We start from the raw sequence: 21,095 nt of genomic DNA, 5'->3' as shown, positions 1-21,095 counted from the left end.
AAGTAGATATTTACTGTTGCGCCGAGTGTATGGCAGGGGTCAGGTGTAACCTCTCCTTAGAGAAGTCAATACAAGCTTCTATAGCAATCCTATTTGAGTTGTCAGATTTTTTTGGGGACGTAGACGCAGAGCGGCATGCCGTAGGCTACCATTCCAGACACAGAGGAGACAATGCGCCCTCGGGGGTACTCCCCGTTATAGCAACTGGCGTAACGCAGAGAAAAGAGAGAGTCTCACGAATGATTTAGGATCGTTATATAATAGCGTAACTCTGTTGACTATAGCTATATAAATTATCAATACGATTCATTCAAAACTTCATTGTGCAATCTTCTGCATATAAGGTCGAAAAACTGGCACTAATTCCGCATGGCTGACAACTAAAGTGGGAAAAGAGCGATCGCCATAATCTTTACCAGGTAGTAGCGGAAACAAAGGTTGCGAATGCAGTGATACCCAAGCGCCACCAGCCGCTTTAACGATAACCCAAGCCCCAGCAAGATCCCACACTTTAGGCGTTGCTTCAACTGCACCTAGCGTCGTTCCGGCGGCGACGGTAAGGAAATTATAGCTAGCCACGCCGAGCATCCGAATTTTACAAGGGAAACCTGGTTGAATTACTGAAGTACTGCGCGCGCATAAGCTAAAAAAGTGGTTAGAACCAGGAGCATCGTTACTGCTGTGGATCGGACTATGATTTAAAAAAGCCCCAGACGGCATTTTTAGTTGAGATTCTCCTGGAAAAAAGCCATGAAAAACTTGATTAAGTGGTGGTAGATAAATGCAGCCAAAAACAGGAGTTCCTTGGTAGAGTAGACCTAACGAAATTGCCCATAGTGGAATTCCTCTGGTAAAATTCGTCGTACCATCGAGAGGATCGATAACCCAACACCACTCGCTACCAGGAAAAGTTTGATCGCCCTCTTCACTTAAAATCCCGTGTTCGGGGAAATGAGTTGCGATCGCCTCGCGTAAAGCTTGATCTGCCCATTTATCTGATTGTGTCACCAAACTGCCATCGGCTTTTTGTGACGCTTGTACGTGTCCAAAATCTTTGAGAAGTTGCGTTCCAACCTGTTGGGTTGTCGTTTGCGCAAAGTCAAGAATTGATGTCCAAAAATCTGTATTCAATCTAATTCATTCTCCAGTATCGAAGCGATCGCGTTTTTAGCGTTTGAACGAAATTCTGCCACATCAACGCGGTTGAGAAACCAAATTGCCAAAAGCATTCCAAATGCTTGCACTGTAAATACTAAGCCGTAAGCCAGGACGCGATCGCTAAATATTTGTCTGCCAATATCGAGGACTGCACCACCCGTAACAGTTGCTACCGCCCGTGCGATCGCTTGTGCTAATCCCCACGCACCGATAAAAGTTCCTGCGGTTTCTGCTGCGGTTAAGTCGAGCATCAAACTAATTGCGCCTGTGGTTGTGACGCCAGAAGCTAAACCAAATAATAATAAAGCTCCTTGCAACATCTGTGGATTCGCACTAAAACCCGATAGTACAACTAATGATAACGAGAACGCAACTGTCAAACAGCCTAAGAGCGCAGTTTTTTGCTTGCCAATACGCGGTACAATCAAAAACCCTGTACTGCTAATGCCTAAAAGCGTTCCCGTTCCCCAAAACGCGTTTAACCGCGTCGTTTCTGAAACACACATCGCAAAGACTTCACCGCCATAAGGTTCCATCACCGCTTCTTGCATAAATAAGCTAACCGTCATGACGAGCAAGAACGTGAAAAACAAACCTGTTTGACGGCTAGCGGTTAATACTTTTAATGCCTGAGAAAGCGTAATTTTGTCTTCGCGGTTGGCGATCATCGAACGCGATGTGTAACGCGAATATTTCTTTTCTACACCAAAAGTTGAGAACACTGCCAATCCAAACACAACCGCAGGTAGCAGAATAAACAAGCGGTTAATCGAATTTTGGAGCAACGCTAGACTTTGCGGATTGCTATAGATTGAGTTCACAACTGCGTCTTGGCAAGTTGTAGGCGCAGGAAGTAATCTTCCACTGACGATCGCGCCAATCACGATCCCTACCATCAACATTGACCATACAATACCAACAAGTTTAGAGCGATTGTCTTCATCCGAAACGTCTACAAGCAATGCGGCGAAAGGAGTCGAACTCGAACTCAGTGCTAACCCGTACAGCGCAAAAATGCCTCCTAGCAGTGCAATCAAGCTGTAAGTTGTCAATGTCCAACCTTGCGAGTGAACGCTGTTTCCTAACAGCCATGTTACTTGTACGGCTAAAAAAGACGCGATCGCAAATAACGCTGCGCCAATCCACACATAACCAGTACGGTGCGTTCCACCAATCGTTTTTGCATCCGACAACTGACCAAACCATAATCTTGCAGGTGCAACAAACTGATGCATGGCAATTGTCCCTGCTACCAAAGTTGCGGGAATCGCTAATTCTTTGATCATGATCCGGTTGAGTACTCCCAGCGTCAGGATCGACATAATGCCTAATCCCATCTGAAATAAGCCCAGTCGGAACATTGTTAGAAGATTAATTTTAGGAGAAATCTGCTTCAACGAAGCCTTGTTTACCATAATGACTTAAACCGGAATTAGATTTTAGATGCTCAAAAGTGATCGCATCACTACTTCATTTTCAAATACAAACCTTACGCAAAACGCGACTGAAATTATCATTTTGACTGGTCGTACCTACCCAATCCACAACGATACACTAGAAGAATATAAAGAAGTGTAAAGAAGTGGTAGTCATAAGTGGAAACAATTAGATTAGGACAAGATGGTCCTGCAGTTACACCTTTGTGTATTGGTACGTGGGCTTGGGGCGACAAACTGTTCTGGAGTTACGGTAGCGACTACGATGCAAATCAACTACGCGAAGCATTCAACGCTGCTGTAGAAGCAGGAACCACGTTCTTTGATACTGCCGAAATTTACGGATTTGGGCAGTCTGAAGAATTTTTAGCACAGTTCATGCAGCAGACAACGCAACCCGTCCAGATTGCAACTAAATTTGGTCCTTTTCCTTGGCGATTTACAGGTCAATCTGTATCGGATGCGTTAACCGATAGTTTAAAACGCCTGCAATTAACCAAAGTCACACTCTATCAAGTACATTGGCCTTTTACCTTCTTGCTCAGTCAAGAAACCTTGATGAACACCTTAGCCGATGAAGTGCAACGCGGCAGAATTGAGGCGATCGGTGTCAGCAACTATTCCGCCGAACAAATGCGCGAAGCCCATAATTTATTAGCTAAGCGCGGCGTACGTTTAGCAGTGAATCAAGTCCGTTACTCGCTAATTACGCGGCAAATTGAAACGAATGGTATCCTCGATACAGCACGCGAATTGGGCGTGACAATTTTAGCGTATAGCCCATTAGCACAGGGCTTACTAACAGGTAAATACTCAGCCGACAATTCTGAAACTCCTACTGGTGCGCGGCGAATTGATCCCCGTTTTAGCAATGATGGTTTGCGGAAAATAGAACCGTTGTTATCTTTACTGCGAGAAATCGGGGCAAAACGCGATCGCACGCCTGCGCAAGTCGCACTCAACTGGTTAATCGCTCAAGGTAATGTTATCCCCATTGCTGGTGCAAAAACAGCCGCACAAGTCAAACAAAATGCTGGTGCTTTAGGCTGGAAACTAAGTGAAGATGAATTCACACAACTAGATTTAGCAAGTCGTTCTTGGCGATGAGCCGAGTAGCATAGGGAAAGACGACTGCTTTCCCTATAAACTCTCTAACGATGAAACTTTTAACTGATTGGGGCTTCACGCGTGTAGGATGGCGTAACAACCAACGAGGCGAATATTGGGTACTTGCCCAAGTTTTTTTGATATTGAGCTTCTTGGGGTTACCTGTTTACCAACCTGCCATAATTAACAAATCTAGTAATTTAATATACTTCGTATGGGCTGTAGCCTTTGGATTAGGATTAGTTGCTACTATTTTTCTTCTTAAAGGCTTAAGGGATCTAGGTAGTAATCTGACTCCGCTGCCATACCCTAAAAACGAAGGACAATTAGTGCAAACTGGCGTTTATCATATCGTGCGCCATCCACTCTACAGTGGTGTCATCTTAGCTGCACTGAGTTGGACTGTATTCGCGCTCAGTTTGTCGCACTTAGTAGGAAGCGTAATTTTATTTGCTTTTTTTGATGCTAAGGCTAGAAAAGAAGAAGCCTGGCTAACCCAGAAGTATCCAGATTATCCAGACTATTGTCAACGCGTTAAAAAGCTAATTCCTGGAATTTATTAGAATTTAGCTATTTTTCGATACAGACTGCGATCGCGCTGAACGCAAAATCGGTTTCGGTGTCGATGGTTTATCGGGTTCGATTGTTGCGGCTTCTGACTGCATCCAAGCGGGACGAGTTGAATCATACGCCATCTGTAATGCAGCAGCAGCGATCGCGTGGACGTCGTATTCGTTGCTTAAATCGCGCACAATGGGTAAGAACGAAGCTAAACGTTCTCCTGATAGAACCTCTTGTACTTGACCTTGCAGTTTTTCTAAATGACGTGCTTCAATCTGCGCTCGCGTTGGAATAGAAATGACTTTCCAACTTTGACGAACGTGACGCTCAATCAATTGCTGTTTGCGTCGTTCAAACGGTTGTACCAACGAAATCGCGGTTCCTTCTTTACCTGCACGCCCAGTTCGCCCGATGCGGTGGACATAAGTTTCGACACTATCAGGTAAGTCATAGTTGATGACGTGCGTCAAATCTTCGACATCTAAGCCACGCGCCGCGATATCAGTCGCAATCACCCAGCGTACTTGCTTGTTCCGAAAACGCATTAACAGTCTTTCGCGTGCTTGCTGCGTTAAATCGCCGTGATATTCGTCTACGCTGTAACCTGCTGCTTGTAGTTGATTTGTAAGTTCAGCCGCCGTTTTTCGAGTGCGCACAAAGATTAAAGCAGATTCAGGATCTTCCAGCGCCAAAATCGGTTGTAAGGCGCGTGCTTTTGTCCAATGGCGGGGAACTAAGTACGCAACTTGATTGATGCGTGTTGGTGCTGCTTTTGGCTGTTCGACTGTCACTGTTACGGGCGATCGCAAAAACTTTGTCACTAATTGACGAATCGACGGTGGCATTGTGGCAGAGAATAAAGCTGTTTGCCGTTCGCTCGGTGCAGTCTGTAAAATTTTCTCTACATCATCAATAAAGCCCATGCTGAGCATTTCATCGGCTTCGTCTAATACCATCCAATTAATTTGATTTAGCTGCAAGCTACCGCGATCAATCAAATCAATCACCCGCCCTGGCGTACCAACAACAATTTGCACGCCACGCTTGAGTTGTAGCATTTGTCGGTCAATCGATTGTCCGCCATAAATTGCTACTACACGGATATTTTGCTCGCCGATAAAGCTAGAAATCGCTTCTTTTACCTGTACCGCTAACTCGCGTGTGGGTGTCAAAATTAAAGCTTGCACCGATCTTTGATTTGGGTCGATGCGCTCTAAAATTGGCAATGAAAATGCGGCTGTTTTTCCGGTACCAGTTTGCGATTGTCCGACAACATCGCGCCCTGCAAGTAAGTGAGGAATTGCTTGCGCTTGAATATTTGTCGCTGCTGTAAATCCAATTTTTTCTAAATGTTGAATACGTGCTTCTGAAAGACCCAAGCTTTCAAAGGAAAAATTCATCTAATCTCCTAATATGTACTGTGTTTCACTTGCAATCAACGCGCCATTAACTAGTTGTTAACGACATGACCATAAAGGTCGTAAATATCGGCATCGGTAATCTTGACTGGTACCAGAGAACCTAGCCGCGCTGCACCCTGAACATAAACTAAACCATCAACTTCCGGAGAAAATCGGGCAGAACGTCCCACAAGGTCTCCAGTTTCTGGATTTTCTTGCTCGATCAGCACTTCCACAACTTTGCCGACTTCTTGCTGATTCTTACGCAACGAAATCGGCTGCTGAATTTCCATTACCGCGTCGCGTCGGGTTTCCATGACTTCTTGCGATAACTGATTTGGCAGGCTGTAGGCTGGAGTTCCTTCCTCTGGAGAAAATGTAAATACTCCTACATGGTCGAATTCATGACGCTGAACAAATTGTAGTAGATGCTCAAAGTGTTCTTCCCTCTCTCCAGGAAATCCAACGATAAAGGTTGTTCGTAGCACCGCCTGCGGAATTGCTTGCTTGATATGTTCGATAATTCCGTCGTTGACGCGCCCTTGCCAAGGACGATTCATCGCGCGCAGAATTTCTGGGTGTGAGTGCTGTAATGGTAAATCTAAATAAGGTAAAACATTCGGCGTTGCTTGAATTGCCTCAATGACTTTTGGTGTCAGTCCTGTAGGATAGGCATAGTGCATCCGAATCCAGGGAATACCAACTTTCCCTAATGCTTGCAGCAGTTCGGCTAATCGCGGTTCTCCATAAAGATCGACACCGTAATTTGTCGTAATCTGCGAAATTAAGATAATTTCCTGCACGCCTTGCGCTGCAAGTTGTTCGGCTTCTACCACAATCGATTCAATCGAGCGCGATCGCTGATTTCCTCGCAGATGTGGAATAATGCAAAACGCACAGCGATAATCACATCCTTCCGCAACGCGCAGATACGCAACACCCTCTGTCGTTGTCCGATAGCGTGGTGTCGTCTCATCCGCAATATACGTTGGTTCAGCAGTTACTTCTTGAACGCGTTCTCCTGCTTCAACCCGATGAATTACATTAACAATTTTGTGATAGTCTCCTGTTCCTACCACTGCTACTGCTTCGGGTAACTCTTCTAAGAGTTCCTGCTGAAAGTGTTGCGCCATACACCCCGCGATTACAATCTTTTTTCCCGCGTCTGCTAGTTCTACCAAAGTTCGTACAGATTCTTCCCGCGCCGCTTGAATAAAGCTACAGGTATTAACGATGACATAATCTGCTAGTTCTTCATTTGTATCTACACCATAGCCAGCTTGAACTAAAAGCCCTAGCATGTGTTCCGTATCGATTCGGTTTTTCTCGCAGCCCAAATGAGAAATCGCAATTGTTGGCTTATCACCCATACAGTAAGTCGCTTGTGTTTTGCAGTCGAAATTATCGCCAGCGGATTTTACTGCTTTACAAACACAGGTCGTCAGCTTACTCCACCAGCGCTAACAATGGATATTGATGCCGTTTTCATTGCTGGGCTTAGAGGATAAAAAGAGATTTCGTTTAAATTTCTTAACTTTAAACTTAGAGAAATACCAATTGTTAAACTGGTATTAAGCTACCCTTCTTGCCCGATGCAGTGTTTTCATCGTAGGAACAATAATGTTTGTTACCTAGCTTGATGTTAGAGTGGCAAACTCCGTTTCACCTAGTTTATATCTTAACATATCTTATGAATACTGTGCTGCTAACTCCAGCAAAGGATAAATTATGTCATCGCTGCGTGTACGATTTAAGTTGCTTATTTTAACCGCGCTGAAGCTGAAGCGTCTGTAGTGGAGAAAAAGTGGACTTAAAGCAGCTATTTAAAACTCCCAACCCAATTATCGGCGTAGTTCATTTACTACCGTTGCCCACCGCACCAGGTTGGGGTAATAACCTTAAAGCCGTGATTGACCGTGCCGAACAAGAGGCAACAGCGCTGGCGAGTGGCGGCGTTGATGGTATTATCGTTGAAAATTTTTTTGACGCGCCATTTACGAAAAATCAAGTAGATCCAGCAGTAGTCAGTGCGATGACCGTAGTCATTCAGCGGCTAATGCAGTTAGTTACAATTCCGCTTGGCGTGAATGTCCTGCGGAACGACGCGCATAGCGCCTTAGCGATCGCCACGGTTGTTAAAGCCCAATTCATTCGCGTCAACGTTCTCACGGGCGTGATGGCAACAGATCAAGGATTAATCGAAGGGCAAGCGCACCAACTATTGCGCTATCGTCGCGAAATTGGCAGCGATGTCCGAATTTTTGCGGATGTGCTTGTCAAACACGCACGACCGTTGAGTTCGCCAAATCTTACTGTGGCTGTACAAGATACGATCGAGCGGGGTTTAGCCGATGCCGTCATTTTGTCAGGGTGGGCAACAGGTAGCCCACCCGATTTACAAGATTTAGAACTTGCCAAAGCAGCAGCTTATGATACGCCAGTTCTGATTGGCAGCGGTGCGAACTGGGAAAATATTTCGACATTAATGCAAGCCGCAGACGGTGTGATCGTCTCCTCATCCCTGAAACGGCACGGTCGCCGCGAGCAAACAATCGATCCGATTCGCGTTAGCCAATTTGTCGAAGCTGCACGCAGTAGTAAACTACAAACGTTAAAGGTGGGCGATCCGATGGGGATCAAAGATCAAGAATCGGGGGTGCGGAGTTAGTCATCGTTTGCCATAGAATGCTACCTTGAACTTGTCAAAATAAAACTTAGGCAATAAAAAAGTCTTAAGTATTGACATATTGCCATTAGCCACTAGTCACTAGCCATGAGTCGCCGACGATCTACTCCTTGGATACATCGATGGTCACGTCCGCTAATCGCAGCGATCGCGTTGCTAGGCGCACTGACTACCGCATACTTAACGATCGTAAAATTTACCCAAAGTTCCACGGCTTGTCCTGCGGGAAACTGCGATCTCGTTCTTTCTAGCCCTTATGCCACAGTGTTCGGCTTACCGTTAGCTTTGTTTGGTTTCTTAGCTTACGCCAGCATGAGCGCGTTTGCTTTGGCACCTTTGGCAATCAACCCAGGACGCAAAAAAGAACTGCGTTCGCAAGTAGAAAATTGGACCTGGTTGCTACTGTTGGCTGGTGCGATCGCCATGACCGTCTTCAGTGGTTACTTGATGTATTTGCTCTTTTCGCAAATTCAAGCGACTTGTATTTACTGTATTGCCTCAGCAATTTTCTCAGTTAGCCTTTTAGTCCTCACGATTATTGGTCGGGCGTGGGACGATATCGGGCAAATTTTCTTTATAGCGATCGTTGTCGGTATGATTACCCTCATTGGAACTCTCGGTATCTACGCGAGAGTCAATCAACCAACCGCAACAACACCAGGACAAACCAGTACAAGTTTAAGCCCAACAACAGCGCCAACGCCTGGTGTGGGTTGGCAAATTACAACGACTTCTGGAGAAGCTGAAATAGCTTTAGCACGTCACTTAAATCAAATTGGTGCGAGAGAATTTGTCGCTTGGTGGTGTCCGCATTGCCACGAACAAAAGCAGTTGTTTGGACAACAAGCCTACGCCGAAATTAATCACATCGAGTGTGCTGCGGATGGTCAAAACGCGCGTCCCGATCTTTGTCAAGCCGCAGGTATTCAAAGCTTCCCAACCTGGGAAATCAAGGGTCAGTTGTATCCTGGTTTAAGGTCTTTAGAAGAGTTAGCAGAACTTTCTGGCTACACAGGTCCACGCAATTTTCAGTACTCTCCCTCGTAAGAGTCAGGGATCAGTTGACAGTTGACAAAGTTTTCCCACACTCTCTTCACTGTTAACTGACCTCTGACCTTTGATTTCTACAAAAATTGTTGCTATTGAATAATTCCTAACCTTGCTTGGGCAATCTAGCAGTAGGGAAGGTTGGGTATCGTCAAGCATGGGTATAATTGGAGACGGTAGTAAAGGAACGAAAAAACGATTATTTAGAGAACAATTACGCACACGCAATCGTCGGCGAGTATGGCTAACTGCGCTCAGTGTTACTAGTTGTATCTTATTATTACGTTACTTTGGGGTTATCCAATCTTTAGAATGGGCAGCCCTCGATCAATTTTTTCGTATACGCCCACCTGAACCTACAGACGAACGAATTGCGATCGTTGCCATTGAAGAAGCTGATCTGCAATCTATCGGAAAGTGGCCGTTACCAGACACCATTATTGCGCAGCTATTGCAGCAATTACACCGTTACCAACCCCGCGTTATTGGGTTAGATCTTTACCGAGATTTACCCGTAGAACCTGGACACGAACAACTGCAACAAACCTACAAATCGCTTCCCAACTTAATTGGTATTGAAAAACTCGAAGATCAGTTTAGTCCAGCAGTGTTACCCCCACCGATTTTGAATCAACAAGATCGCGTAGGGTTTAATAATGTGATTTTAGATGCTGATGGGAAAGTACGCCGTAGTTTACTCTATTGGACGGCAGACGATAAAACGCATGAAAGTTTTGCGCTCAAACTCGCTTTAAGCTATTTGGCATCGCAAGGAATTGCTCCTCAACCATCACAAAATCCCAACTATCTACGACTTGGAAAAAGTGTGTTTCCATGCTTCAAGCGCAATGACGGTGGTTACGCGCACGCTGATGATGGTGGTTATCAGATCATCTCTAATTTTCGCCACCCGCAAGCAAGCTTTCGCATGGTATCGCTTACAGATGTCTTAACGAATAAAGTACCAGCCGAATGGTTTCGCGATCGCATCGTTTTGATCGGTTCTACTGCACCTAGTCTCAAAGACTTTTTCTTCACTCCTTACAGCAGCAGTTTCCTCACACCAGCAGCACAACCAATCGCGGGTGTAGAACTTCATGCTAATTTTATCAGCCAAATCATCGATGCGGCACTTATTGGACGTCCAGTGATTCAAGTTTGGTCAAAATTGACTGAAAGTTTGTGGATATTTGCATGGACTTTTGTTGGTGCGTCGCTGAGTTGGCGTTTGCGTAAACCAACTCAGTTGATTGTAAGTCTTGTGATCGCCACTGCGCTAGTTGTTGGTAGTACATACATCGCTTTTACTGCTGGTTGGTGGCTACCTGTTGTTCCGCCACTCTTGGGTATTGCTGGCTGTGCGGTAGCGATCGCCAGCCACATCGCCTATCAACAAGAAGGGCTACAGCGATCAAAAGAATTTTTGCAGGAAGTGATTAATACAATTCCCGATCCTGTTTTTGTCAAAAACCAACAGCATCAGTGGATCGTTTTAAACGACGCATTTTGTCAATTTATTGGCTATCCACTGGAGGAGTTACTCGAAAAGTCAGACTATCAATTTCTCCCGCAACATCAAGCCGATATTTCTTGGCAACAGGATGATATTGTTTTCGTCAGTGGCAATGCGATTGAAAACGAAGAAGAAGTAACGGATTCTAGAGGCATTACGCATCTTGTTGCGACTAAAAAATCACTGCACAAAGACGCGGCGGGTAATTTATTTTTAGTGGGAGTGATGCGCGACATTACAGAACGTAAGCGAATTGAAGAGGAACTCAAGCGCACCGCTGCTGAACTTTTGCGCTCAAACACTGAATTACAACATTCGCAAGACCGTTTGCGTTATCTTGCTTATCACGACTCACTCACAGGTTTACCCAACCGCAAGTTATTTTACGACCACCTCAATCAGTCGCTTGCCTGGGCAGAAAATAATAAATTATCACTAGCGTTGTTGTTTATCGACTTGGATGGATTCAAGCAAGTTAATGATACTCTCGGACACGATAGCGGCGATCGCCTACTGGTGACAGTTGCACAACGATTAACACTTTGTTTGCGTGGTAGCGACATTGTGTCTCGACTTGGCGGTGACGAATTTACGGTTATTCTTCCAGGAATCGCCAAAGCAGATGATGCTGCTACTGTTGCGGAAAAAATTTTAACAATGCTGTCACAAGAATTCCATCTTAACGGACACACCATATCTATTACTGCCAGCATCGGCATTAGCATTTATCCGAACAATGGCACAGTCCAAGAAACGATAGTAAAACAAGCTGATTTGGCAATGTACCAAGCTAAGCGAATTGGTAAGAATTGCTACCAGTTTGCTGAGGCTGTTCCTTTGCACTAGAAGTCCTGCGACTGAAGTCGCGGCTATGCAATCAAAGTGTGCCTGCGCACACTAGACTATACCCGCCTTGTGCATCTAATACCATTTCTGAAGTTACTACTACAAATAGCCAGCTTCAGGAGCCTGCGCCTCAACGGAGGACACCTCCGCACGCAACTGGTTCCCCTGCACCTGTGCTACCCATTTGTAGCAAATTTACAGTGAAATGGTATAACTCCTGCTATGAGTGTCTTCTAGTGAATTTACTGATGACACGCCAGGCTTTTCTAAGCTTGTGTAAATTAACTATGTGTGTTACGTAAATGTACGTAAAAAACAAAGGAATATGAAATACTGAAATATATAGCGCTCCAGCAGCATCTATGGCAATTTATTTCAAACTTACAACTATTGTCACTTTTGTTGTCGGGGTACAACTGTTTAACTTCATAGAAACACAGAAGCTAATAAGTATTTTTTTTAACACAAATGCTCCTGAATATAGTATTGCTGATGTGACGATTGTCTTAGCTGCTGATTTGGAATCGCCAGCGACGAATGTCAACACAAATTCAACTTCTCGTTTTATTCCGCCGCGAAAAGGTGCGCCTAAAAGTACTCAAGGTTCTGGTACTAGGTAGCTGTCAAAGAAGTAAAATTTACTCTTCCACTCTTTCAGATTGCCACCACTGATGCTGTTGTACCAACGTGTGAACTTGCCAATTAGGGTCGGTTTGAGCGTAATCTATACGATAGTGCCCCCCACGGCTTTCGGTACGAAAAGACGCACTTTTGAGAATAAGATAAGCGACATCAAGTAAGTTCCGCGTTTCTCCCCATAAGCGCAACTGTTGTTCAGCAAGAGGTGAATCGACGGTAACTGTCTGTGCTGGGGGTAAATGAAGTACAAACTGACTCAAAGGTAAAGCTGCAAGTTCGTCTTGCCAAGCGACAATCTGCGCGATCGCCCCTTCTAATTTACTTGCTTCACGACAAATTCCTGCACCTTGCCATACTAAACGCGGTAATTCCTGACGCCACGTTGTTAATTTTTGTTGTTGAGTTAACCAATCATCTTCAGACAATGGAATATCAATACTCGACAGAATGTAGCTATCATCCTTGCTCAAAGGAACTAATTCCTCATTTAAATGCGCCATCTGCGCGCCAAAAACAATACACTCTAGCAGAGAATTACTCGCTAAACGATTTGCGCCATGTACTCCGGTACTTGCAGTTTCACCAACTGCATACAATCCAGGAATCGAAGTGTGGTTATGTAAATCTGTAACGATTCCACCCATCCAATAATGCGCCGCAGGAGCTACCGGAACGGGTTCAGAAAATAGATCAATTCCCCAGCGCTGGCACACTTGAATAATATTAGGAAAACGATGCAGAATAGTCTCTTTTGGGATTGGACGTAAATCTAACCAAACATGAGCCGTTGCCGGATCAGATGCAGTACGCTGTAAGTGATTGAAAATTGCACGACTTACCACATCTCTAGGTGCTAATTCTCCCGCAGGATGGTAGTCAAACGCAAAGCGGTGTCCTTGATCATCAATTAAGTGCGCGCCTTCTCCGCGTACAGCTTCGCTAATCAAAAAGCGTGGCGCGCCAGCTTTTGTTAAAGCCGTAGGATGAAATTGCACAAATTCTAAGTCTCGCAGTAAAGCACCCGCCCGCCAAGCGATCGCCACTCCATCTCCGGTACTAATCGCCGGATTTGTGGTTTGCGCAAAAACTTGTCCCCCACCGCCTGTAGCGAGAACAACGGCTTTGGCTTTTACCCAAGTAATACAATCTTGATAAAGTAAGCAAATTCCTTGACAGCGTTGCTGCGCGTCGAGCCACAAATTTAAGGCATAAGCTTGCTGGATAACTTGGATGTTTTGGCGTTGTAGAACTTGAGCCGTGAGAGTTGTTGTCACTTCTCTACCCGTCGTATCCGCAGCATGAAGTACGCGACGGCGAGAATGCGCGGCTTCTAATGTTAAAGCTAGTTCGCGATCGCGGCGATCGAATGCAACTCCCAGTTTGACGAGCGATTGGATGCAACTCGGTGCCATTTTTGCCATGAATTCTACAGCGGTGCGATCGCATAACCCTGCACCTGCGTGCAGAGTATCTTCAATGTGAAGTAGTGGCGAATCATCCGGCGCGATTGCCGCCGCAATTCCCCCCTGCGCCCAATCACTCGCCGACAGCGATACCGTATCTTTGGTAATTAAGCCAACTTGCAGATTTTCTGGCAAACATAGCGTGGTGTACAGTCCCGCAGCACCAGCACCAACGACAATGACATCAAATTGAGTTTGAAGATTAATTTGAGACAAGGCAATAAAATTTTAACTTTGAAAGTAATTTAGAGAGCAATTAGCTAAAGTACAACCCTGTTTATATAAAAATAGCCCACTCCGTTGGGAGTGGGTTGTTCAGATAAATGTGTTTTAGCTGTTATCGATAGATTCCATTGTTAACGCGATCATCGCCCTCGACAAAAGCTGCTTCGGGTTCAGTTACCGTAAATTTGTCCAGATTCGCTTGTAACAGTTCTTTCTGGCGATCACTCAATCCTTCAATATTTAACACATCCTCAACATTTTCGTAGGGAGCATTCTTGATGATTTTCTTGGCTAGATTAGGATACATTCCTGGATACCGTTGAAATGCTCTTACATTGGTATTGTTCAAATCAATTTTTTTACCAAAGTCCGTAGCTAGTTTGTCATCAGCACGGTTTCGCGGTGCTGATTCTACCTCAACCCCCAAAATTGCTGAATGCAGGCTGACATTGCTCAAATTTGCCGCAACTGCTTGTTGCGGTACGCCAAGCCATCCCAGACACCCTACGACGAAAAACAAAATTGCCAATACACGCATCAATCGTTTCACGATTTCTCTACCTCTTTCCATCAATCTGAAATCAACACACAGCAGGCTTTCTGAAACTAATATATAGCTTTATTGATCCCGAAGCTATCACTTATAGCATTGATAAGCAAATTTTGGTAATTGAATCTCAAACATGAAACAGAAAGATGGATTAGAGTTCAGAAAACAGAAGGCTTTTATGGAGTTCTCATAAATAAAGCAGGAGAGTAGGCTTTTGAGACAGTATTGTTAAAGCGATTTCTAGGGATATATATTGTCTTAAATGAGTTAGAAGCTTCAAAGTATGAAGACACATGGAGCTTCTAGAATATCAAAACCTTCTACCTCTTCGTCTTCGCCTTTCTTCAGTTTCACGCAGCTAATGCAGCTATCCAAAATAATAGATCTACCAAGATTGTACTTAAGACTGCACCACCAAACGCCCATAAATGCAGTTGTAACTTACGTAAAGGTAAAACTCCAACTGTGAGTAGCACACTTGCTAAGACAATCGCCCACAGTTGTCCCCACGATGTATGAACTTGCGCCAAAGCATTCTGTAATATGGGTGCGGCGAGTGCTGGCTCGACTTGCATTAACTGTCGCCAATGCGGAATTAAATCAACTAAGTAAAAGTATATATCTGTAACTACAGTTCCAAATAAAGAACCAAGGTAAAAACAGCTACCTATTAGCCCCCAATTACGCCAGATACAAAAAAGTGCAAATGGTAGCGCGATCGCTTCTACGGGTAAATGCAACAATGGTTCCCAACGCAGCCAACCCCAATACAACGAACCAGCTAACCAACTCCAGCTAAATCCGAATAAAAGATCGCCCCAATGATGCGTTGCTGGGCGTGACATCAAAAATAAACTAAGCGCCATCCAGCCACCAGTTAACGCTAAACTCAAACTCGGTAGCGATCGCACAAGGGGTGCTTCAATAAATACTGGTACGGTTACTAAAAAAACTGCCGCAGCAAAAAATAACCAAGCTTGGCGCGAACCAATTGCGGGTAAGGGAACAATCGCATTTTCTCCAGTAGGAACTGGGGGCGAAGCTGAATATGAGGACAATGTATGATTAACCAATGATTTGTTATGATTCTTTACTTAACTTAATCTTATTAAAGTTTATCGTAGCATTAATCCCCCTAGGGGGCATATTTATCATAATCTAAATTGAAATTAAAGTAATTAGCGATGAGCGATGAGCGATTAGCTCGTGACGTTATCAGGTGAGTTACTCTCTTTAAGAGAAGGCATCCAGCTAAAGTAAGAATTTCTTAAAGACAACTAGCTCGATCTAGCTCAGATCGATATTTGCCGCTATGCTGTACGAGACATTGGTATAGAAACAGGAATATGGCATTATCCCTACCGCGCTGGTTTAAACTCGCAAGCACAGGTATCGCTGCGTTTGCAGTTGCTACTTTACCAAGCCAAGTTTTCAGCCAACCGAATCCAGAGATAGTTGCAGTACCTCAGATAGATATATTTCAAGGCATTGTTCTCGGTATGGTACAAGGGTTAACCGAGTTCTTGCCAATCAGTAGTACCGCACATCTTAAAGTTGTACCAGTCGTTTTAGGGTGGGGCGATCCTGGCGTTGCGTATACCGCAGTTATTCAATTGGGTAGCATTGGGGCAGTACTGTGGTATTTTTGGAGCGACTTAAAGCAAATTACGACAGGAATATTTAAAGCGATCGCAACTAAAAACTATAGTTCCTATGACTTCCGCCTTGGCTTGGGAATTATTTTAGGCTCAATTCCGATCATTTTCTTTGGATTACTCATCAAGTTTTTAATTCCAGATTTCGACAACTCGCCTATGCGGAGTTTGCAAGTCATTGCCTTTACATCGATTGGACTATCTTTATTACTGGGGCTTGCTGAACAAGTAGGAAGACGCAAACGTGGTTTAGATAGCCTTAAGCTGCAAGACAGTATTGTAGTAGGTTTAGCTCAAGCGTTGGCATTAATTCCTGGAGTTTCGCGTTCAGGTTCAACGTTAACAGCCGCACTGTTTACCGGATTAGATCGCGCCCCTGCTGCTCGATTTTCTTTTTTATTAGGTATTCCCGCAATTACCTTAGCAGGCTTAGTAGAACTGAAAGGTGCAATTGAGATAGGATTAGGCAATACGGGAGTTTTACCGCTGATTGCTGGGATTATTTCTGCTGCGGTGTTTTCTTATGCGGCGATCGCCTGGTTGTTACGGTTTTTGCAAACGCATAACACCTGGGTTTTTGTCGTGTATAGGTTAGCATTTGGAATAGCAATCTTAACTGCAATTAGCACTGGACTACTACAAAACACATAGTAGCCTGCTTTCTTCGTCTATGAGTCACGCTATTCGCCCTGCTAAAATTACCAAAGTTCTTCCTGAATCGATCGCCGCAGAAATTGGCTTTGAACCAGGCGATGCGATTGTCACAATTAATGGTAATCGTCCGCGTGACTTAATTGACTATCAATTTTTATGTGCGGATGAAGTGCTAGAACTCGAAGTTCTCGATGCTGCTGGCAAAAGTCATCAAATTGAAATCGAAAAAGACTACGATGAAGACTTGGGGTTAGAGTTTGAAACGGCGTTATTTGATAATCTGATTCAGTGTAATAACCGCTGTCCGTTTTGCTTTATCGATCAGCAGCCGCCTGGTAAACGGCAAAGTCTGTATCTCAAAGACGATGATTACCGTTTAAGCTTTTTATACGGCTCGTATTTAACGTTGACAAATCTGCCGCCAAAAGAATGGGAACGTATTGAACAGTTACGTTTATCGCCTCTCTATGTTTCTGTTCATGCGACTGAACCAGAAGTCCGAGTTCGACTCTTAAAAAATCCGCGTGCAGGGCAAATTTTACAGCACATCGAGTGGTTTCAACAACGACGGTTACAAATTCACGCTCAAGTTGTCGTCTGTCCAGGAATTAATGATGGCATTCATCTCGAACGAACGCTACTCGATTTAGCTCGTTTTCATCACGGAGAAACACCCGCTGTTGCTTCTGTTGCGGTTGTTCCTGTGGGGTTAACGCGGTTTCGCCCCGCAGAAGATGAACTGATTTCTGTAGATCGAGCCAAGGCGCAAGAAGTGATCGCACTTGTGCGATCACTGCAAGAGAAGTTTCGCACTTCATTTGGTTCAACATTTGCGTGGTTAGCCGATGAGTGGTTTTTAATCGCTCAAGAAGAACTTCCGCCGGAGTCGCACTACGAAGATTATCCTCAAATTGATAATGGTGTTGGTTCGATCCGCGCTTTCTTGAAACAGTTTGCGATCGCCGCCCAACATTTGCCAGCAAAAATGACTTTCCCAAGAAAAGTAACTTGGGTTGTAGGTAATGCTGTTGAACATGCTTTTCAACCGATCTTACAGCGACTCAATCAAGTCATAAATTTACAGGTAAATATGGTTGCTTTATGTAGCAATTATTGGGGACAAAGCATCACAGTCACTGGTTTACTTACCGGACAAGATTTACTACAAGGATTGCAGGGAAAAGATTTAGGCGAAAAAATATTACTACCTGCGATGATGTTAAAACAGGGGGATACGTGTTTTTTAGATGACATGACGATTGCGGAATTAGCTAGTAAACTGAAAACACCCGTAGTACCGATTCGGGGGGTAGAAGAACTCATCGAAATGTGTACGCACTAATGTCTATAAAGCTATCTTTCACAGCCTCACAGTCATCACCACGGGCTAATAATTGTCTAAAAAACATCCGCATCAAATTATTTTGCCTACTACCGCTGACATCTTACCTTGTGTCGTCCGTATCTCCCCTGGTAGGACAAAAACCCGCAATAGCCCAAGAGAAAAGCGTGTTAGGAGTGGTGAGAAGCCAGGAAAATGCGACGCAATGGCAGGGGATAACCGAGCGATTGCAAGCAGCAAAAGTTGCATATTGTGTTATAAACCTAGAAAATGTGAGGAACGCAACAGATTTCAGTAATCCCCCTGTGGTATTTTTACCTAATATTGCAACTTTGTCTCCAACACAAGCAATTGCCTTAGAAGAATGGATTAGCCGAGGCGGGAAGGTGATTGCAAGTGGTCCTGTGGGGAATACAAGCCAACCAGGCGTACGGCAACTACTGCGATCGCTACTAGGCGCGTACTGGGGTTTTGAGATGAATCAACCTTCGCAAGTGCAACCATTAAGGATTAATACGCAAAGCTGGGTACGCCAACCAGGGCTTGCAGGGACAATTCGCGGTGGAGTTGTCATTCCCGCAAATTTGACAAGTAAACCGGCGGCGATTTGGCAATCAAAGGATACACCTCCAGCCGTTGTGACAACCGAACGTTCGACGGTGCTAGGTTGGCAGTGGGGAACTGATAATGCTGCACCAGTTGCAATGGATAGTGCTTGGCTACGCGCAGCAGTCAGCCGCTATGTTCCCTTATCAGATGCGCCAACGACAACGCCAAAAAATTGTAATGGTAGTGCAGTTGCTGTATCTTCACCATCAAAGCCAGCTACACCAACCCGCGTAGCGATCGCGCCACCACCTGCCAATCGTGAAGAAGAAGCCATCGAGCGCATTGCCCCTAGAGGATTACCAACAGCACCCAACTCAAACAATCCCATCTCAAGTATAGAAGCGATCGCACTTCAACAAGAACTGCAAAATTTAATTGGTAGGTTTGAAAGTGCGCAGTTAGCCGCAAATGCGAGAAACAGTACTAAAGCTAATACTAGGGTTGAATCTGAAGCCGCAGCAACAGCACTAGCCGACGCAAAAGCGATCGCCAAAATCCTACCACAACTGGTGAAACAAGGCGACTATGTCGCTGCGCGGAATCAATGGCTTAAAGCACAGCAAATGTTGTGGCAAAATTATCCAAGCGAGCACCCACTCGCCCAACCCGAAATTCGCGCAATGTGGCTAGATCGCGGCAGTATTGTCCGTGCAGGTTCAGAACAAGGACTTGCAAAGATTTTTGACCAATTAGCTGCCGCAGGCATCAATACCGTCTTTTTTGAAACAGTCAATGCAGGGTATCCGATTTACCCAAGTACGGTTGCACCTCAACAAAATCCATTAATTCAAGGATGGGACCCGCTTGCGAGTGCAGTCAAGTTAGCCAAAGCGCGTGATATGGAGTTACACGCTTGGGTGTGGGTGTTTGCGGCAGGAAATCAACGCCATAATACAATCATTAATCTGCCAGTAGAGTATCCAGGACCATTAATTGCCGCTAATCCTGACTGGGCAAGTTACGATAATCGCGGGAATATTTTTCCTCCTGGTCAAGGAAAGCCATTTTTAGACCCCGCAAATCCGGAAGTACGACAATACTTATTACGACTTTTTGAAGAAATTGTCAGCCGCTATCAAGTCGATGGGTTGCAACTCGATTACATTCGCTATCCCTTCCAAGATCCTGGGGCAGAACGCACTTATGGTTATGGTAAAGTTGCACGGCAAAAGTTTCAGCAATTGACTGGGGCTGATCCGCTCCAGATTTCACCCCGTCAACCGGATTTATGGCAAAAGTGGACGCAATTTCGCACGCAGCAAGTTGATAGTTTTGTTGCTGAAGTCTCGCAATACTTGCGGCGCAAGCATCCTCAGATTATTTTATCGGCGGCGGTGTTTCCGCTTTCCGAACACGAGCGCATTCAAAAATTACAACAGCATTGGGAAGTGTGGGCAAGTCGCGGTGATGTTGATGTGATTGTTCCAATGACTTATGCGTTGGATACGTATCGCTTTGGGCGTCTCGCACAACCGTGGATTACATCAAATAAGTTAGGTTCGACGCTTGTCTTACCAGGAATTCGCTTACTTGATTTACCAGTACCAGCCGCAGTCGATCAAATTCAACTTGCTAGAGATCTTCCAGTAAGTGGATACTCGCTATTTGCCGTTGAAAATCTAAGTGATGAGTTACAAACGCTATTTAAGCGGACACAAGGTGATCTTCAAGCCCCAGTACCCTATCGCCAACCGTTCCACACCGCCGCAGCCCGTTACAATAGCTTGCAGCAAGAATGGAACTTTCTCGCAGCAAATAACCAGCTGCGATTACGCGGGCGCTCGCTTTCTTTGTTTAACATTCAAGTGACCGATTTAGAAAATGCTTTAAAGCAACTCGCCGCAGATCCTTCATTACATCGCTTAAGCATTGCTAGAGCCGCATTAACTCATTTCCAGTTACAATTCAGAAGTTGGATGCGACCCTACGCTCTCGAAAATCCTTATCAAGCTAAAGTCTGGGAAAATCGTCTGGCGACAATCGAAAGACTTCTTAGCTACGGTGAAACAGTTGTCCTTAAACGCTATGCTGCACCTGTTGCGAATAAGGAATAGGTGTGTAGGAGATTTTGGCGAATGCCCTTTAAATTCTCCACTGTGGGGGAATTTGAGAAATTGTCGCACCAAGCTTTTTCGCCCCCTTGCATCTCCCAGGGCTGATTCATTGATAATAGAAAAATGACAATGAAAGGGGTGCTGGCTTTT

General features: G+C 44.8%; 17 protein-coding genes. 9 read left to right on the top strand and 8 right to left on the bottom strand.

Annotated elements, in window-relative coordinates; all coding sequences use genetic code 11:
* Positions 1–318 precede the first annotated feature (318 nt).
* Positions 319–1,131: an inositol monophosphatase family protein gene (locus NIES1031_RS21640; RefSeq protein WP_073551517.1), complete on the bottom strand. Its 813-nt coding sequence runs from the start codon at positions 1,129–1,131 to the stop codon at positions 319–321.
* The gene (locus NIES1031_RS21635) at positions 1,128–2,573 is read right to left on the bottom strand and encodes a BCD family MFS transporter (RefSeq protein WP_073551516.1); all 1,446 of its coding nucleotides are present in this window, start codon (positions 2,571–2,573) and stop codon (positions 1,128–1,130) included. Before NIES1031_RS21635 ends, NIES1031_RS21640 begins: the two co-directional genes overlap by 4 nt.
* 180 nt (positions 2,574–2,753) lie before the next feature.
* Between NIES1031_RS21635 and NIES1031_RS21630 the strand changes: the two genes are divergently transcribed.
* Both NIES1031_RS21630 and NIES1031_RS21625 read left to right on the top strand, forming a co-directional pair.
* Positions 2,754–3,701, top strand: coding sequence for an aldo/keto reductase (locus NIES1031_RS21630; RefSeq protein ID WP_073551515.1), 948 nt, complete (start codon positions 2,754–2,756; stop codon positions 3,699–3,701).
* Between the two features lie 50 nt (positions 3,702–3,751).
* Positions 3,752–4,264, top strand: coding sequence for a methyltransferase family protein (locus tag NIES1031_RS21625; RefSeq protein WP_073551514.1), 513 nt, complete (start codon positions 3,752–3,754; stop codon positions 4,262–4,264).
* A gap of 3 nt (positions 4,265–4,267) precedes the next feature.
* On the opposite strand, the gene NIES1031_RS21620 is transcribed toward NIES1031_RS21625, so the two are convergent.
* A complete protein-coding gene (locus NIES1031_RS21620) occupies positions 4,268–5,662 on the bottom strand; it encodes a DEAD/DEAH box helicase (protein ID WP_073551513.1) in 1,395 nt (464 codons plus the stop codon).
* Between the two features lie 50 nt (positions 5,663–5,712).
* Entirely contained in the window at positions 5,713–7,032 is a 1,320-nt protein-coding gene (rimO, locus tag NIES1031_RS21615) for a 30S ribosomal protein S12 methylthiotransferase RimO (RefSeq protein ID WP_073551512.1), read from the bottom strand.
* 434 nt (positions 7,033–7,466) lie between these two features.
* On the opposite strand from rimO, the gene btpA reads away from it, so the two are divergent.
* From btpA to NIES1031_RS21595, 4 genes are all read left to right on the top strand, one after another.
* Positions 7,467–8,330 carry a photosystem I biogenesis protein BtpA gene (btpA, locus tag NIES1031_RS21610; RefSeq protein ID WP_073551511.1) on the top strand — a complete coding sequence of 288 codons (864 nt, stop codon included), beginning with the start codon at positions 7,467–7,469 and terminating at the stop codon, positions 8,328–8,330.
* A 105-nt stretch (positions 8,331–8,435) separates the two neighbouring features.
* Positions 8,436–9,395, top strand: coding sequence for a vitamin K epoxide reductase family protein (locus tag NIES1031_RS21605; RefSeq protein ID WP_073551510.1), 960 nt, complete (start codon positions 8,436–8,438; stop codon positions 9,393–9,395).
* Between the two features lie 157 nt (positions 9,396–9,552).
* Positions 9,553–11,754 carry a CHASE2 domain-containing protein gene (locus tag NIES1031_RS21600; RefSeq protein ID WP_073551509.1) on the top strand — a complete coding sequence of 734 codons (2,202 nt, stop codon included), beginning with the start codon at positions 9,553–9,555 and terminating at the stop codon, positions 11,752–11,754.
* Positions 11,755–12,116: 362 nt separating this feature from the next.
* Complete coding sequence (locus NIES1031_RS21595) at positions 12,117–12,374, top strand: hypothetical protein (RefSeq protein WP_073551508.1); 258 nt, start codon at positions 12,117–12,119, stop codon at positions 12,372–12,374.
* Positions 12,375–12,392: 18 nt separating this feature from the next.
* On the opposite strand, the gene nadB is transcribed toward NIES1031_RS21595, so the two are convergent.
* From nadB to NIES1031_RS21580, 3 genes are all read right to left on the bottom strand, one after another.
* Positions 12,393–14,072 carry an L-aspartate oxidase gene (gene nadB / locus NIES1031_RS21590; protein WP_073551507.1) on the bottom strand — a complete coding sequence of 560 codons (1,680 nt, stop codon included), beginning with the start codon at positions 14,070–14,072 and terminating at the stop codon, positions 12,393–12,395.
* A gap of 121 nt (positions 14,073–14,193) precedes the next feature.
* The gene (psbU, locus tag NIES1031_RS21585) at positions 14,194–14,631 is read right to left on the bottom strand and encodes a photosystem II complex extrinsic protein PsbU (protein ID WP_218596921.1); all 438 of its coding nucleotides are present in this window, start codon (positions 14,629–14,631) and stop codon (positions 14,194–14,196) included.
* A 350-nt stretch (positions 14,632–14,981) separates the two neighbouring features.
* Positions 14,982–15,704: a DUF3120 domain-containing protein gene (locus tag NIES1031_RS21580; protein WP_073551505.1), complete on the bottom strand. Its 723-nt coding sequence runs from the start codon at positions 15,702–15,704 to the stop codon at positions 14,982–14,984.
* Between the two features lie 273 nt (positions 15,705–15,977).
* On the opposite strand from NIES1031_RS21580, the gene NIES1031_RS21575 reads away from it, so the two are divergent.
* Genes NIES1031_RS21575 through NIES1031_RS21565 form a run of 3 tightly spaced genes read left to right on the top strand, consistent with a single transcriptional unit; the run spans position 15,978 to position 20,945 of the window.
* Positions 15,978–16,937, top strand: a complete 960-nt coding sequence (locus NIES1031_RS21575) for an undecaprenyl-diphosphate phosphatase (RefSeq protein ID WP_073551504.1) — start codon at positions 15,978–15,980, stop codon at positions 16,935–16,937.
* 19 nt (positions 16,938–16,956) lie between these two features.
* Positions 16,957–18,282, top strand: a complete 1,326-nt coding sequence (locus NIES1031_RS21570; protein ID WP_073551503.1) for a TIGR03279 family radical SAM protein — start codon at positions 16,957–16,959, stop codon at positions 18,280–18,282.
* On the top strand, positions 18,282–20,945 hold the full coding sequence (locus NIES1031_RS21565; protein ID WP_073551502.1) for a family 10 glycosylhydrolase: 2,664 nt from the start codon (positions 18,282–18,284) through the stop codon (positions 20,943–20,945). The genes NIES1031_RS21570 and NIES1031_RS21565 overlap by 1 nt, the downstream gene beginning before the upstream one ends.
* Here NIES1031_RS21565 and NIES1031_RS25250 read toward each other — a convergent pair.
* Positions 20,915–21,095, bottom strand: a 181-nt coding sequence (locus tag NIES1031_RS25250) for a hypothetical protein (protein ID WP_218596920.1), incomplete at its 5' end; no start/stop codon positions are given. The two genes, NIES1031_RS21565 and NIES1031_RS25250, sit on opposite strands and share 31 nt — an antisense overlap.

This window comes from Chroogloeocystis siderophila 5.2 s.c.1 (genome assembly GCF_001904655.1).
GTDB lineage: Bacteria > Cyanobacteriota > Cyanobacteriia > Cyanobacteriales > Chroococcidiopsidaceae > Chroogloeocystis > Chroogloeocystis siderophila.
The sequence above is the reverse complement of the archived record's forward strand: the minus strand, read 5'-3'. Positions and strand labels throughout refer to the sequence as shown.

Excerpts from the sequence above, each read along its gene's own strand:
- rimO (WP_073551512.1), bottom strand. The coding sequence starts at position 7,032 with ATGGGTGATAAGCCAACAATTGCGATTTCTCATTTGGGCTGCGAGAAA.
- NIES1031_RS21575 (WP_073551504.1), top strand. The coding sequence starts at position 15,978 with ATGGCATTATCCCTACCGCGCTGGTTTAAACTCGCAAGCACAGGTATC.
- NIES1031_RS21600 (WP_073551509.1), top strand. The coding sequence starts at position 9,553 with ATGGGTATAATTGGAGACGGTAGTAAAGGAACGAAAAAACGATTATTT.
- NIES1031_RS21635 (WP_073551516.1), bottom strand. The coding sequence starts at position 2,573 with ATGGTAAACAAGGCTTCGTTGAAGCAGATTTCTCCTAAAATTAATCTT.
- NIES1031_RS21565 (WP_073551502.1), top strand. The coding sequence starts at position 18,282 with ATGTCTATAAAGCTATCTTTCACAGCCTCACAGTCATCACCACGGGCT.
- NIES1031_RS21570 (WP_073551503.1), top strand. The coding sequence starts at position 16,957 with ATGAGTCACGCTATTCGCCCTGCTAAAATTACCAAAGTTCTTCCTGAA.
- NIES1031_RS21620 (WP_073551513.1), bottom strand. The coding sequence starts at position 5,662 with ATGAATTTTTCCTTTGAAAGCTTGGGTCTTTCAGAAGCACGTATTCAA.
- NIES1031_RS21625 (WP_073551514.1), top strand. The coding sequence starts at position 3,752 with ATGAAACTTTTAACTGATTGGGGCTTCACGCGTGTAGGATGGCGTAAC.
- NIES1031_RS21595 (WP_073551508.1), top strand. The coding sequence starts at position 12,117 with ATGGCAATTTATTTCAAACTTACAACTATTGTCACTTTTGTTGTCGGG.
- NIES1031_RS21605 (WP_073551510.1), top strand. The coding sequence starts at position 8,436 with ATGAGTCGCCGACGATCTACTCCTTGGATACATCGATGGTCACGTCCG.